Below are 14,626 nucleotides of genomic sequence, written 5' to 3'. Positions count from 1 at the left end.
CTACGTCAAATCTCCGCTAATTCTTGACAGATCACTATCCGGCCAAGCGTTCTCGCTACCGTCTTCAAAGACCTTGCCAAGTGTGATTTAGCTCAATTGCGGCAATCGGCCGAGCCTGGTTGCGAAGCGCTCCACCATGGCAAGCCCGGTTGCATTGTGCCGCATGGCGGGCGCGCGATCATGGATATCGATACCGGCGCGTGCACCGAACAGGCGCTTGCCGTAACAGATCAGATTTTCGATGCCTTGCATGACGAAGACAGCTGCCGGCAGCATCTCCTCGTAGCATCGTTGCGCGGTATCCTCGTCGCCGTTTCGAAAGGCCTCATAGGCGCGAACGGCATGGTCGATGCAATCCGGCGCCAGGATCATGCCACGGCAGCCGATCCGCAGATTGTCGATCAGCTCCAGGCCGCCACGCCCATTGAAGACCGGCACGCGGCCGTCCGTTCGTTCGATCAGGCCAGCGATATCGACCACCGGCCCTTCGCCCTTGATCAGCCGGATGTTCGGATGCTGCATGATCAGGTCGCGGATATCGTCGGCGGTCAGCCCACGTCCGAAGAAAGCGGGTGCATTCTGGATCGCCACCGGCAGGTCGGTTGCCTCGGCCACACGGCCGAAGAAGCGGATGTATTCAGCCGCACTGTATGATCCGGCGGCGGGAGGCTGCAGGATCACCCAGTCGGCGCCCACGCTTTCGGCATGGCGCACCTGCGCGACCTGTTCCGCCACGGAGGAGCCGAATATGGTCAGCGCCAGCGGCACCCTCGCGGCGGTGTCCTCGGCAACCCAGTCCATGACCGTGCGGCGTTCGGTTTCCGTCAGCTTCGAGACTTCGGTCGCCAGGCCAAGTGCGGCCATGCCATGAGCGCCCGACGCCAGGCAGATACTCACCTGCCGCCGCATGGCCTCGCGGTCGAGCTTTTCGCCTTCGTCGAACAATGCGTAGAGGATGGCATGGATGCCGTGAAAACTGTCGGGCTGGAATTTCGTCACGACCGGCCTCAATGACTTTCGCGCGGAATGGCATGGCCGCGGCAGCCAACGAGGAAGTCGAGGTCGGCGCCCCGGTCCGCCTGCAGGACACGCTCGACATAAAGGCTCTGATAGCCGCCCTTCATCGCCGCGACAGGCGGCGTCCAACCGCTTCGGCGCTGCGCCAGTTCGGCATCCGAAACCTCGAGGTGAAGCCTGCGCGCCTCGACATCCAACTCGATCATGTCGCCGGTTTTCACCAGGGCGAGGGGGCCACCAACCGCCGCTTCCGGTGCGGTGTGCAGCACGACGGTGCCGAAAGCCGTGCCCGACATGCGCGCGTCGGAGATGCGGACCATGTCGCGGATGCCTTTCTTCAAAAGCTTCTGAGGCAGCGCCATGTTGCCGACCTCGGCCATGCCGGGGTAGCCCTTCGGGCCGCTGTTCTTCAAAACCATGACGCATGTTTCGTCGATGTCGAGCGCCGGATCGTCGATCACTAATTTGTAGTGCTCGATGTCCTCGAAGACGACGGCACGGCCGCGATGACGCATCAGTTCGGGCGATGCGGCGGAAGGTTTGATGATCGCCCCATCGGGAGCGAGATTGCCGCGCAGCACCGCCATGCCGCCCTGTTGTGTCAGCGCCCGGCCGCGCGGGCGGATCACCTCCGGATTGTCGTTGCGTGCATTGGCGATGTTGTCGCCCACGCTCTTGCCGGTCACCGTCAGCGCGTCGAGATCGAGAAGATCGGCAATTTCCTTCATCACGGCGGGAACCCCGCCGGCATAGCAAAAGTCCTCCATCAGGAACCGGCCCGATGGCATGAGATCCAGAATGGTCGGCACATCGCGGCCATACCGGTCCCAGTCGTCCAGGGTAAGCTCGGTGCCGATGCGGCCGGCGATCGCCAGCAGGTGCACGACGGCATTGGTAGAGCCGCCGATCGCGCCATTGACGCGGATGGCGTTGGCGAAGGCCTCTTTTTTGAGGATCGCCGAGAGCCGCAGGTCCTCGTTGACCATTTCGACGATACGGCGGCCGGTCATCCGCGCCAGCCGTGCGCGATGCGCGTCGACAGCCGGATAGGCGGCGTTGCCGGGCAGGGCGATGCCAAGCGCCTCGACCATCGATGCCATGGTGGAGGCGGTGCCCATTGTCATGCAGTGGCCTGGCGAGCGCGACATGGCGCTTTCGGCGCTGGCGAAATCCTGAGCACTCATGACGCCGGCCCGCACGTCCTCGGAGAATTTCCAGACGTCGGTGCCGGAGCCGATCTCGCGGCCCTGAAAGCGGCCGTTCAGCATCGGTCCGCCGGAGATCACGATCGAAGGCAGGTCGCAGGACGCGGCGCCCATAACCAGCGACGGTGTGGTCTTGTCGCAGCCGGCCATCAGCACGACGCCATCCATGGGATTGCCACGGATCGCCTCCTCGACATCCATCGAGGCGAGATTGCGAAACAGCATCGCGGTCGGCCGCAGGTTCGATTCCCCGCAGGAGAAAACCGGGAATTCAAGCGGCAGGCCGCCGGCCTCCAGCACGCCCGCCTTGATATGCTCGATCAGGCCGCGAAAATGCACATGGCAAGGCGTGAATTCGGAAAACGTGTTGCAGATGCCGATGACCGGCCTGCCATCGAAGGCGTCGTCTGGCAGTCCATTGTTCTTCATCCAGCTGCGGTGAATGAAGGCGTCCTTGCCGAGGCCGCCGAACCAGTGTTGCGAGCGCCGTTTGGTCACGTCATCTGCTCCAGGTATCGCCCGTTAGAAATCATTTGACTGCTCCCGTGGTCAGGCCGCGCATCACCTGTCCGCGCAAGATTAGCGCAAGGTGATCGAGGCCCGCGCCGGCAGCGAGAATCTCACCACTCGGCGAAGGAGCCGTCCTTGTGGCGCCATATCGGGTTGTGCCAGTTGTGACCTTCCCTGGCGCGTTCCCTCACGTAGTCCTCGTCGATCTCGACGCCGAGGCCAGGCCCATCCGGGATCGCGACATAGCCGTCCTCGTAGCGGAAGACGTCCTTGTTGGCGGCATAGTCGAGCAGGTCATTGCCGGCATTGTAATGGATGCCCAGGCTCTGTTCCTGGATGAAGCAATTGTAGCTCACGGCATCGAGCTGCAGGCATGCGGCGAGCGCGATAGGCCCAAGTGGGCAATGCGGCGCCACGGCCACGTCATAGGCCTCCGCCATGGCCGCGATCTTGCGGCATTCGGTGATGCCGCCGGCGTGGGAGAGGTCGGGCTGGATGATGTCGACGACACCTTCCTCAAACACCGACTTGAAGTCCCAGCGGCTGTAGAGCCGTTCGCCGAGCGCGATCGGCGTCGAGCCAAGCGATGCGATTTCCTTCAGCGCCTCGCGGTTTTCGCTCAGCACTGGCTCCTCAATGAACATCAGCCTGTAGGGCTCGAGTTCCTTGACAAGGATGCGGGCCATCGGCCGGTGCACGCGGCCATGAAAATCGACGGCGATACCGACATTGGGACCGACGGCTTCGCGCACCATGGCGACCCGCTCGACAGCAGCGTCTATCCTGTCGTGGCTGTCGACGATCTGCAGTTCCTCGGTGCCGTTCATCTTGAGCGCCGTGAAGCCGCGCGCCACCACGTCCTTGGCGCCAGCCGCGACTTCTGCTGGCCGGTCGCCGCCGATCCAGGAATAGACCTTGATCGTGTCGCGCAGCTTGCCGCCGAGCAGTTCATGCACGGGAACGCCGAGCGCCTTGCCCTTGATGTCCCACAGCGCCTGATCGATACCGGCGATGGCGCTCATCAGGATCGGTCCGCCACGGTAGAAGCTGCCGCGGTGCATCACCGTCCAGTGGTCCTCGATCCGGCGCGGATCCTTGCCGATGAGATAGTCGGCGAACTCCTTGACCGCCGCCTCGACGGTCAGCGCCCGGCCTTCGATGACCGGCTCGCCCCAGCCGGTGATGCCGGCGTCGGTCTCGATCTTCAGGAAGAGCCAGCGCGGCGGAACGATGTAGGTGGTCAGCGAGATGATTTTCATGCGGTATCTCAGTTGTTCTTGAGTTTCTTGGCGCTGACGAGGTCGCGCGCCGCGAGGTTGAGAATCCGGTTTGCCGCCGCGCGCGCTGCCTCGGCGTCGCGCATGCGCAGTGCTTCCACGACCTCGCGGTGCGCGGCGACCGCTTCCGTGCGCCGGTCGAGCGAAATCGTCGCCGTCGCTTCCAGCGAGAATTTGAGCCCGGTATCGATCAGATTGCCAATCTGGCGGAAGATCGGGTTGTGGCTTGCCGCATAGACGATCTGGTGGAAAGCGATGTCGGAGCGCGAGAATGCCGCGAGATCTTCTCCGGCATTCGCCATGCCTTTCCACGCCGCTTCGAGATCCGCGATCTCCTGCAGCGTTGCGCGCGTGGCGGCCAGTTCCGCGACCAGAGGCTCGATCGCCCGGCGCGTTTCGAGGATCGCGTCGAACAGCTTGTCGTCCAACGCGTGCGGTGCGTGCCAGGCCAGCACCTGCGGGTCGATGATGTTCCAGTCGTCCTCGTTGCAGACGATGGTGCCGACGCGCGGCCGTGACAACACCAGGCCCTTGGCGGCCAGCACCTTCAAGGCTTCGCGAATGACGGTGCGGCTCACGCCATATTCAACGCCAAGTTCGTTTTCGGTCGGCAGGGAAGAACCGGCCGGATAGCGTCCGGAAAAAATGTCCGAGGCCATGGCCTTCGTCACCTGAGGCATCACACGCGGCCGACGGGTAGCCGCGTCACCTTGTGTCTTTTTCAAAACCTCGTTCACCTCAGCCCCTCCTCCAAGGCGGCGAACCCTGCCTGTTTCGCACAGCCGGTCCGGCCTTAGCGGACGCGGCTGATTTGCGCCAGCGGCCACTGATCAGAGCATGTATATTAATTATCATACCAGATCAATTGACGAGTATGATAAAAGCGAATAGAGACTTTGGTGCCCGGGCTGAACGCCCGGCCTTTGCTGGGAGGTAAATCATGCGACTTTTGAAAACCGCGCTCGTCGCGGGTGCGCTCGCCGTTCTGTCCGTCACGACGATCGCTTCTGCCTATGCTCAGGACACAAAGATCGGTTTTATCGTCAAGCAACCCGAGGAGCCCTGGTTCCAGGACGAATGGAAGTTCGCCGACCAGGCCGCCAAGGAAAAGGGTTTCACCCTCGTCAAGATCGGTGCCGAAGACGGTGAGAAGCTGCTGTCCGCGATCGATAATCTCGGCGCGCAGGGCGCACAGGGCTTTATCGTCTGCACGCCGGACGTGAAGCTCGGCCCTGGCATTGTCGCCAAGGCGGCAGCCAACAATCTCAAGCTGATGACCGTCGACGACCGCCTCGTCGGCGCCGACGGCAAGCCGCTGGAAGATGTGCCGCATATGGGCATCTCGGCAACAAAGATCGGCGAGGCCGTCGGCCAGACGATCGTCGATGAAATGAAGTCGCGCGGCTGGAAGGCCGACGAGGTCGGCGCCATCCGCGTCTCCTACGATCAGCTGCCAACGGCGGTCGATCGTGTCGAAGGCGTCATCTCGGTGCTGAAGGCGAACGGCTTCAAGGCCGAGAGCATCTTCGATGCACCCCAGGCCAAGACCGACACTGAGGCGGCATTGAACGCCGCGACGACGGTTCTCAACGCCCATGCCGACATCAAGAAGTGGGTGGCTTTCGGCCTGAACGACGAAGCCGCGCTCGGCGCGGTTCGTGCCACGGAAGGCGTTGGCATCCCGGCGGAAAACGTCATCGCGGTCGGCATCGGCGGTGCGGACTCGGCGATCAACGAGTTCAAGAAGCCGGCAGCCACCGGCTTTGTCGGCTCGGTGATCATCTCGCCGAAGCGTCACGGCTACGAGACGGCGCTCAACATGTACGACTGGGTCGCCAACAACAAGGAACCCGAGAAGCTGATCCTGACCGCGGGTGCCGTTGCCAAGCGCGACACCTATGTGCAGGTTCGCAAGGACCTCGGCATCGAGTAATCCTCCCGGGCAAGCGGGCGGCGGCTTGTCCGCCGCCCGCTTCTCATGGTGTTAGAAGGATCAGCGCGTGTCCTTTCTCGAATTCTCGCACATCACCAAGACCTATCCGGGCGTCAAGGCGTTGTCGGACGTTTCGTTCGGCGTCGACAAGGGCGCGGTGCATGGCCTGATGGGCGAAAACGGGGCGGGCAAATCCACCCTGATCAAGATCCTCTCCGGCGACCAGCACGGCGATGCAGGTGAAATCCGTGTCGACGGGAAGGTTCAGGCCTACGCCTCGACAAGGGATGCCTTCGATAACGGCGTCATCGTCATTCACCAGGAATTGCAGCTGGTTCCCGAACTCACCGTTGCTGAAAACCTCAGCCTTGGCCGCTTTCCAGCGAGCGCGGGCATCATCGCCCGCCGCAAGATGGCGGAAGAGGTCGGCGCCAAACTGAAATCGGCCGGCATCGACATCGACCTGCGGCGCAAGGTCAAGACGCTGTCGATCGGCGAACGGCAGATGGTCGAGATCGCCAAGGCGATCATGCTGGACGCGCGCGTCATCGCCCTGGACGAACCAACCTCGTCGCTGTCGTCGCGCGAAAGCGAAATCCTGTTTACCCTCATCGATCGCCTGCGCGCGGAAGGCAAGGTCATCATCTATGTGTCGCACCGCCTCGATGAGGTGTTCCGGCTCTGCGACAGCCTGACCGTGTTGCGCGACGGCAAGCTCGCGGCCCACCATGCCTCGCTCAAGGGTGTCACGCGCGACCAGGTAGTCGCCGAAATGGTTGGCCGCGAAATTTCGGACATCTGGGGCTTTCGCCCGCGCAAGGCAGGCGATGTTCGCCTCAAGGTCGATGCTGTCTCAGGCGCGAAGCTGAAGACACCCGCCAGTTTCGAAGCCCGCGCCGGCGAGATCGTCGGTTTCTTCGGCCTGATCGGCGCAGGACGCTCGGAACTGATGCGGCTGGTCTTTGGCGCCGACCCACGTTCGGGCGGCACGATCGCGGTGGACGGCAAAGTGATCCAGGCGGCCGATCCGCACGGCACAATCCGTGCCGGCATCGTGCTGTGCTCGGAAGACCGCAAGCATGACGGCATAATCCAGGGCCGCTCGATCGAGGAGAACATCAACATCTCGTCGCGGCGCCATCACACACGCTTTGGCGTGCTCAACCGTGCCAGCGAAGTGGCAACGGCCGAAACCTTCATCAACAAGCTGAAGGTGCGCACGCCGTCGCGCAAGCAGGACATCATCAACCTCTCCGGCGGCAACCAGCAGAAGGTCATCCTCGGCCGCTGGCTTTCCGAGCAAGGGGTGCGGGTTCTCATCGTCGACGAGCCGACGCGCGGCATCGACGTCGGCGCGAAGTCGGAGATCTATGAACTGCTTTACCAACTGGCCGAAGACGGCATGGCGATCGTCGTCGTTTCGTCCGAACTGCCGGAGGTGATGGGCATCTGCGACCGCATCCTGGTGATGTGTGGCGGGCGGATCAGCGCCGAACTCACGCGCGACCAGTTTGCCGAAAAGGCGATCCTGGCCGCTGCCCTTCCAGACACAAAAACCCCTGACGCGATCGCATCTTGAGGACATTGGCATGACCGACCAGTTGAAGAAGATCCTGCTTGGCGAACAGGGGCTCGTCGTCATCTTCATCGTCGCCTTCGCGCTGGTGTCGCTGCTGGTTCCGAACTTCCTCACCGACCGCAACATGCTCGGCCTGCTGCAATCGGTCGTCACCGTCGGCATCGTCGCCTGCACCATGATGTTTTGCCTCGCGGCGCGTGACTTCGACCTGTCGGTCGGATCGATCGTCGCCTTTGCCGGCATGGTCGCGGTCATGGCGTCGAACTACACAGGTTCCATCATGCTTGGCCTCGTGGCGGCAATCGCCTGTGGCGGCTTCGTCGGGTTCATCAACGGCGTCGTCATCGCGAAATTCCGCATCAACGCCCTGATCACGACGCTGGCGACCATGCAGATCGTGCGCGGCCTGGCGCTGATCGCCTCGGACGGCCGAGCCGTCGGCATCAACAGCCCTGATTTCTACCAGCTCGCGTTGTCGAAACTGCTCGGCATACCGACGCCGGTGTGGGTATTGGCCATCCTGTTTTGCATCTTCGGCTTCGTGTTGAACCGAACCGTTTTCGGCAAGAACACGCTGGCGATCGGCGGCAACCCGGAGGCCTCGCGTCTGGCCGGCGTCAATGTCGACAGGACGCGCATCTGGATCTTCGCGCTTCAGGGTGTGGTCTGCGGCATCGCCGGCATCCTGCTGGCTTCGCGCATTACGTCCGGACAGCCCAATTCCGCGGTCGGACTGGAACTGTCGGTCATATCGGCTTGCGTGCTTGGCGGTGTCTCGCTCGCCGGCGGCCGCGCCACCATGTCCGGCGTCATTGTCGGCGTGCTGATCATGGGCATCGCCGAAAACGCCATGAACCTGCTCAACATCCCGGCCTTCTATCAGTACATCGTGCGCGGCATGATCCTGTTGCTTGCGGTCCTGCTCGACAATCTGCGTTCGTCGGCCCTGGGACGGCGTTGAGCCGGGGAGGGGCATGTCAGCCTGGATATCCCTCGCCAGCGATCCGCTGAACGTCCGGATAAGTCCTCGCGGCGGTGCGATCGTCGACGGACACACCGCCAACGGCGTGCCGTTCCTGCGCCCCTACAAGAGCCAGGCCGAATTCGGCGTCGCGGACTGTGCCTGCTTTCCATTGATGCCGATCGGCAATCGCGTCGAGGACAACGCGTTTTCCTTCGGCGGCCGTATGGTGACGCTCTCGCCGAATGCCGCTGACCCGCTCTACATTCATGGCGACGGCTGGCTGGGAACCTGGGAGATCGGGGAGCATTGTGCCGACTACGTCGGACTGAGCTTCGACAAGAGAGCCGACACTGCCTCGCCTTATGCGTATCATGCCCGACAATCATTCCAACTCGCCGGAGCGCGGTTGGAACTCCATCTTTCGGTTGAGAATACCGGCACATTCGCGTTGCCGTTCGGCCTTGGCTTCCATCCCTTCTTTCCGCGCACGCCGCTGACGACCCTTTCCGCACCGGCCCAGGCCTGGTGGACCGAGCGTGACGGACATCTTCCAGCCAACAGGAATGCCATTGCCGAGGATGTCGATTTCTCCACCGCGCGCCTGTTGCCGGACCGCTGGCTGAACAACGGCTTCGAAGGCTGGAATGGTGTCGCGCGCATCGTCTGGCCGGAACGGCGTCTTGGTGTCAAGATCGAGGCGGATACGGCATTTGGGCGCTACATGCTCTACGCGCCCGATAGCGACAAGAGCTTCTTCTGCTTCGAGCCGATGAGCCATACGCCGAACGCGTTGAAGCATTGCGGGACCGACCTCATGGGGCTCAAGGTGCTCGCTCCGGGTGAAACACTTGGCGCGGATTTGGCAATGACTGTTTTCGACTGGAGTGCAAGCAATGGCTGAGCGCCTTCTCGGCAAACGCATTTTCCTGACTGGTGCCGCACAAGGCATCGGTCTGGCCATTGCCGAGGCTTGCCTTGCCGAGGGGGCAAAGCTCTTTCTCGTCGACCGCGATGGGGCGTTGCTGCGCCAGGCCGTGGCCGGTCTTGGCGCACCGAACGGCGATGTCGGATATGCGGCGGCCGATATTAGCGACGGGGCCGTGATTGCCGCTGCCGTCAGCCAGGCCGCAGCCGAGATCGGCCCCATCAACGCACTGATCAACAATGCCGGCGTCAACGTGTTCTCGACGCCGCTAGACACGACCGAGGACGAGTGGAACCGCAACTTCGACGTCAACGTCAAGGGTGCCTGGAACTGCAGCAAGGCGGTGTTGCCGGGAATGATCGCTAGCGGAGATGGCGCGATCCTCAACATCGCATCCACCCACAGCTTCACCATCATTCCGCACACCTTCCCTTATCCTGTCGCCAAGCACGCCCTGCTTGGCCTGACCAAGTCGCTGGCGCTCGAATATGCCGGCAAGGGCGTGCGGGTGAATGCACTGGCGCCAGGCTATGTCGAGACGCAGAAGGCCATCGACTACTGGAACTCGTTCCCCGACCCCGATGCCGCCCGTGCCGCCACGCTGGCGCTGCACCCTGGCGGCCGCATCGCGTCGGCACGCGAGATCGCCCTTGCAGCGGTGTTCATGATCTCCGACGAATGCCGCTTCATGAACGCGGCCTGCCTTGTCGCCGATGGCGGCCTGAGCATGCTCCAGCACGCAGTGTGACGCGGATCGCTCAAGACGGCGCTGAAATGCGTGCGGCTGAAGGCAATTTGCCGGATTCCTGCCAGCCCGATTTCGGGTAAGCTGCTTGCTTTCTGGGGGCGGAAAATCCGATGGGCAAAAAAATCTTGATGACGGGGGCCGCCGGGAATCTTGGGGTCAAGTTGGCCGCGCATCTGCGGGCGGCAGGGCATCTTGTCACCGGCCTCGATCTGCGGGCGGAATCCAGTCCCGTGCCAATCCATGCCGCGGATCTGTCCCGGTTGGACGACGAATGGACGGCAAGACTTGTCGGGCAGGACGTTGTCATCCATCTTGCCGCCGAGAGCTCGCCTGTTTCAGGGTGGAAGACCGCGATACCGCACAACATCGATGCCGTGCTCAATCTTTTCGAGGCATCGCGCCAGGCAGGGGTGGCTCGTGTGGTCTTCGCCAGCTCGAATTGGGTACTGGGCGGCTCTAGATTTCGCGGGGATCGCCTCGGCACCGACACCGTTCCGGATCCGGTCACCCCATACGGGATGTCGAAAATGGCTGGCGAGCGGATCGGCGCTCATTTTGCCGCTGCGCATGGGATGACGGTGATCTGCACCCGCATCGGCTGGATCCAGGCCACGCCTGACAACCAGCCTGGGCCGCACATGGGACTGGGCCGCTGGGGGCAGCAGATGTGGCTGAGCGACCGGGATTTCCTGGATGGGATGACGGCGGCGATCACCGCTCCGGTGATGGGTTTCGCTGTGGTCAATCTGATGTCCGACAACCCTGGAATGCGCTGGTCTCTTGACGAAACGCGCGCTGTTCTCGGTTTTTCTCCACAGGATGGAGCCCCCGCGAGCCTGTCCCCGAGCGTCCGGATGACAGAATGGGGCGCCTGGCTGGCGCAAGTCGGCATGCCGCGCCTCATGGGGCGGCTGATGGGCTGGTGACGATGTGTGCTTCACGATCAAAAAGCGGCTTCCGCGACGGAAAGAAGCAGAAGCGCCAGCGGAGTCGACATTGCATGAGGATGTCACTATATAGCGGCGGCTTCGACCGCGTACCTATGATTGCGCCACCAAGCAGCAGCAAAATGTGCTACGTATTGTGATACTTATTGTGACACAAATCGGTGGTCGTGGCCGAGAAAAAGCGAGTAGAAACAAGTACGTAGGGTTGCATGCGATCCCAGCCAACGGTACCAGTATCCTCCAGAATCAGAAATGTCCTTGAACCCTCGATTTCCTTCCGCTCTGTGGACTTGGACGAGATCGGCTTGCCGGTCGGCGCCGACTCGGTTCGAATGGGAACATGCATCCTTTGCGGGATGTTGACGTTTATGATTACCAACCGGCATAGCCGCCAGGGAATAGCAGTATGAGTGAACACGCGATCGAGTTCTTGCGGGGATGGATCGGCGAAAAGGTCCACTGCCAGCCTTCGGCTGCAAGGATCGAAAAGCAGGCCGAAACCCTGGCCAAGGAATGCGCGGCCAAGGCGGCTGAAGCCGGCATCCCGCTGGAAGATATTCAGGAAGAAGTCGGCGACATTCAGGAACTCATTGCGTCACGGCTCGAGGAAGCGGCCGAGGCCGGCGAGCAGGTTTCAGGCACGCCCGCGAAGTAAGGCGCCATTGCTGGCGCCGCTCCAGACCAGCTATCCAAGCACTGGATCGCCCAGGCGGCGCAAATCGTGCGTGGCCTATCCCTTGGGAAGCTGACCATATCTGTCGCTCAGCCACGCCTTCGGCAGCGAAGGCACGAAATTGCCGTCGCGCCCTGTCATGTCGTCATTGGCGACCAGCGCGTTGAGGATCGCCTCTTCTACGGCCTGAACCACAGCGTCGAAGAATGGGTCGATGTCGGTGTCCGGGATGAAATCGGCATTGGCCATCCGCCCTGATGGCGCCAGGGCAGCCGCTGGGTTGGCGGTCGAGAAGGCGAGAAAGATGTCGCCTGAACTGTGATAGCCAAAGCCGCCGGTCATGGCGACGCCAAGCGGCACGCGGCGGGCAAGCCGCTTCATCTGATGTGGAAGGAACGGCGCGTCGGTCGCGACAACGGCAATGATCGAGCCCTTTTCCGCGCGGGGCGTGCCTTCGCGAACTGCCGGTTCGGCGAGTTCTGGCCCGACGCGAGTACCGCGAATGGTGAAATTGTGCCGCTTGCCGAAATTCGACTGCACGAAAGCGCCGACCGCATGGCGTCGGCCCTGCCATTCGACCATTCGGGACGCGGTGCCTGAACCGGCCTTGAAGCCGAAAGTGATCATGCCCGTGCCGCCGCCGACACTGCCTTCCTCGATCGGCCCGCTGCTTGCACCGTCGAGCGCCTCGGTGACATGCTCGAATGTCACATGGTGGCCATTGATGTCGTTGAGGAAACCGTCATAGGTCTCGGCCGCCACCGGCAGACCCCAGGCGCTGTCGAGGGCCTCGGGCAGCACCCGTTGCATCCAGCGCAACGTTCCATCGCGCGAAACACCGCAGGAATGGGTGTTGGTGATGGTGATCGGGAAATTGAAGGCGCCGGTCTCCTCGACGATGTGTGAGCCGGTCAATTCGCCATTGCCGTTCTGGCTAAAGATACCGGCAAACACCGGCGTGGCGAGTTCAGCGCGTGGTCTGAGCAGGATGGCGGTCACGCCGGTGCGCACTGGGCCCGTGCCGGCGACCAGCGGGCCGTCGCCCGAAATCAGCGTCGAATACCCGACCGCGACACCGGGCACATCGGTGATGGCATTGAACGTGCCAGGAGTACCGTTAAAGCCGATGCCGACGCTTCGCGCGCGCGGCTTGCCTGAAGGTGTTGTGCGATGGTGTGAATTGTCTGTCATGGCAGCGTCTCAGAACAGGGATCCCTGGTTGCCGGGCTCTTTGCCCTTGGCAGCGGGCTTCGCCGCCGGCTTTGGTTTTGCCGCGCCGCTGGTCGCGACCGCATCAGCGGTCCCGTCGGCGAATTCCAGCGAAAGCGCCATTCCCGCCGCCACATCGGCGGCCTGCTTGACGACCGCGCCGTCGGCATCCTTCACCAACGCGAAGCCGCGCGCCAGAACGGCCTTGTGCGAAAGCGTTGCCAGCAACCGGTCGGCCTGGGTTAGTTTTCCGCGCAAGCGTTCGAGCTTTACGGAAATCACCTGATCATTTCGCCGCGCCAAGGCCGTCAGCGCATCGCCCAGCAGTTTCTGCCGCCTGGCGATCGGCGCCGGAGACAGCCGCGCCGTGGTGCGTGAGAAACGTGTGCGGCGCTCGCGCACGATGGCGAAGAACGCCGCCTGCGCGCGGGCGAGATCGCGCCCGGTCAGCGTGCGGGTCTCGTTGATGCGCCGCGACAAGGTGGCCGGCGTCAGCCGCTGTGCGGCAAGGCGGGCCCGTTTGCGTTCGACGCTGACCGAGAGCGCGCGGCCGAGCCGGCTGGTCGCCTCGTCAAGGCGGCGGCGCGGCAGCGCCAGCAACTGGTCTGGCGAAGGGAGCGCGCGTGCCGCGGCGCGCGCGGCTTGCCGCTTGCGCTCGAAATTGCGCGAGACCGCCGTTTTGAGCCGTGCTCCGAGGCTGGCCAGTGTCGCTTCAAGGTCCGCCCGTACCGGCACGGCGATCTCGGCCGCGCCCGTTGGCGTCGGCGCCCGCACGTCCGCCACCAGGTCGATCAGCGTCCAGTCGGTTTCATGGCCAACGGCCGAAATCACCGGAATGACGGAGGCAGCAACAGCGCGGGCCAGCGCCTCGTCGTTGAACCCCCAGAGGTCCTCGAGGCTGCCGCCGCCGCGCGCCACGATCAACAGGTCCGGCCGCTGAATCGCGCCGTCCCAGGCCAGTTCATTGAACCCATTGACGGCGGCAGCCACTTCGGCGCCGGCCGTCTCGCCTTGCACCCGCACCGGCCAGACCAGCACATGCAGCGGAAACCGGTCCTTGATGCGGTGGATGATGTCGCGGATAACCGCGCCCGTTGGTGACGTAACGACACCGATGATGCGCGGCATGAAGGGCAGCAACTGCTTGCGGCCTGCATCGAACAAGCCCTCGGCCTGCAGCCGGCGCTTGCGCTCTTCCAGTAAGGCCATCAGCGCCCCGGCGCCAGCCGGCTCCAGGTTGTCGATGACAATCTGGTAGTTCGATTTCCCGGGATAGGTGGTGAGCTTGCCGGTGGCGATCACCTCCATCCCTTCCTCGGGACGGAATTTCAGCCGGCTCATCGTGCCTTTCCACACCACTGCGTCGAGCCGGGCACGGTCATCCTTCAGCGCGAAATAGGCATGGCCTGACGAATGTGGCCCGCGATAGCCTGAAATTTCGCCACGCACCCGCACATTGCCGAAGACATCCTCCACCGTGCGCTTCAACGCGCCGGAAATCTCGCTCACCGTGTATTCGGCGGCGTTGGTGCGTGATTCGGATGCTGCATCGCTCATCCGGCAATTGGCAGGCGGTTGGGGGGGCGCGTCAAGGCGCCTTGCTTGACTCAAGGGGGCGTAACACGATCTTAAGTCCGCT

Annotated in this window: 13 protein-coding genes; 7 read left to right on the top strand and 6 right to left on the bottom strand. The window is 63.0% G+C overall.

Annotated elements, in window-relative coordinates; translation table 11 throughout:
• Positions 1 to 87: 87 nt before the first annotated feature.
• The 4 genes from GA829_RS30630 to GA829_RS30615 form a co-directional block, all read right to left on the bottom strand.
• Positions 88 to 999: a dihydrodipicolinate synthase family protein gene (locus GA829_RS30630; protein ID WP_195176280.1), complete on the bottom strand. Its 912-nt coding sequence runs from the start codon at positions 997 to 999 to the stop codon at positions 88 to 90.
• 8 nt (positions 1,000 to 1,007) lie between these two features.
• A complete protein-coding gene (locus GA829_RS30625) occupies positions 1,008 to 2,720 on the bottom strand; it encodes an IlvD/Edd family dehydratase (protein WP_195176279.1) in 1,713 nt (570 codons plus the stop codon).
• A gap of 122 nt (positions 2,721 to 2,842) precedes the next feature.
• Positions 2,843 to 3,991, bottom strand: a complete 1,149-nt coding sequence (gene dgoD, locus GA829_RS30620; RefSeq protein ID WP_195176278.1) for a galactonate dehydratase — start codon at positions 3,989 to 3,991, stop codon at positions 2,843 to 2,845.
• A gap of 8 nt (positions 3,992 to 3,999) precedes the next feature.
• Positions 4,000 to 4,689: a FadR/GntR family transcriptional regulator gene (locus GA829_RS30615; RefSeq protein WP_258052374.1), complete on the bottom strand. Its 690-nt coding sequence runs from the start codon at positions 4,687 to 4,689 to the stop codon at positions 4,000 to 4,002.
• Positions 4,690 to 4,949: 260 nt separating this feature from the next.
• On the opposite strand from GA829_RS30615, the gene GA829_RS30610 reads away from it, so the two are divergent.
• The 7 genes from GA829_RS30610 to GA829_RS30580 all read left to right on the top strand — a co-directional run bounded on the left by GA829_RS30610 (position 4,950) and on the right by GA829_RS30580 (position 11,760).
• Positions 4,950 to 5,942 (top strand): arabinose ABC transporter substrate-binding protein, encoded by a 993-nt coding sequence (locus tag GA829_RS30610; RefSeq protein ID WP_195176276.1) that lies wholly within the window; start codon positions 4,950 to 4,952, stop codon positions 5,940 to 5,942.
• A gap of 67 nt (positions 5,943 to 6,009) precedes the next feature.
• Complete coding sequence (araG, locus tag GA829_RS30605; RefSeq protein ID WP_195176275.1) at positions 6,010 to 7,521, top strand: L-arabinose ABC transporter ATP-binding protein AraG; 1,512 nt, start codon at positions 6,010 to 6,012, stop codon at positions 7,519 to 7,521.
• A gap of 10 nt (positions 7,522 to 7,531) precedes the next feature.
• Entirely contained in the window at positions 7,532 to 8,482 is a 951-nt protein-coding gene (gene araH / locus GA829_RS30600) for an L-arabinose ABC transporter permease AraH (RefSeq protein WP_195176274.1), read from the top strand.
• A gap of 13 nt (positions 8,483 to 8,495) precedes the next feature.
• Complete coding sequence (locus tag GA829_RS30595; protein WP_195176273.1) at positions 8,496 to 9,386, top strand: aldose 1-epimerase; 891 nt, start codon at positions 8,496 to 8,498, stop codon at positions 9,384 to 9,386.
• The gene (locus GA829_RS30590; protein ID WP_195176272.1) at positions 9,379 to 10,158 is read left to right on the top strand and encodes an SDR family oxidoreductase; all 780 of its coding nucleotides are present in this window, start codon (positions 9,379 to 9,381) and stop codon (positions 10,156 to 10,158) included. Before GA829_RS30595 ends, GA829_RS30590 begins: the two co-directional genes overlap by 8 nt.
• A gap of 110 nt (positions 10,159 to 10,268) precedes the next feature.
• Entirely contained in the window at positions 10,269 to 11,084 is an 816-nt protein-coding gene (locus GA829_RS30585) for an NAD-dependent epimerase/dehydratase family protein (RefSeq protein WP_195176271.1), read from the top strand.
• Between the two features lie 427 nt (positions 11,085 to 11,511).
• Positions 11,512 to 11,760, top strand: a complete 249-nt coding sequence (locus tag GA829_RS30580) for a DUF768 domain-containing protein (RefSeq protein ID WP_195176270.1) — start codon at positions 11,512 to 11,514, stop codon at positions 11,758 to 11,760.
• A gap of 75 nt (positions 11,761 to 11,835) precedes the next feature.
• Here the strand turns inward: GA829_RS30580 and GA829_RS30575 are convergent, their stop codons facing one another.
• Both GA829_RS30575 and xseA read right to left on the bottom strand, forming a co-directional pair.
• Entirely contained in the window at positions 11,836 to 12,969 is a 1,134-nt protein-coding gene (locus tag GA829_RS30575; RefSeq protein WP_195176269.1) for a DmpA family aminopeptidase, read from the bottom strand.
• A 9-nt stretch (positions 12,970 to 12,978) separates the two neighbouring features.
• Positions 12,979 to 14,544 (bottom strand): exodeoxyribonuclease VII large subunit, encoded by a 1,566-nt coding sequence (gene xseA / locus GA829_RS30570; RefSeq protein WP_195176268.1) that lies wholly within the window; start codon positions 14,542 to 14,544, stop codon positions 12,979 to 12,981.
• Positions 14,545 to 14,626: the final 82 nt, after the last annotated feature.

Source organism: Mesorhizobium sp. INR15, assembly GCF_015500075.1.
Taxonomy (GTDB): Bacteria; Pseudomonadota; Alphaproteobacteria; order Rhizobiales; family Rhizobiaceae; genus Mesorhizobium.
The sequence above is the reverse complement of the archived record's forward strand: the minus strand, read 5'-3'. Positions and strand labels throughout refer to the sequence as shown.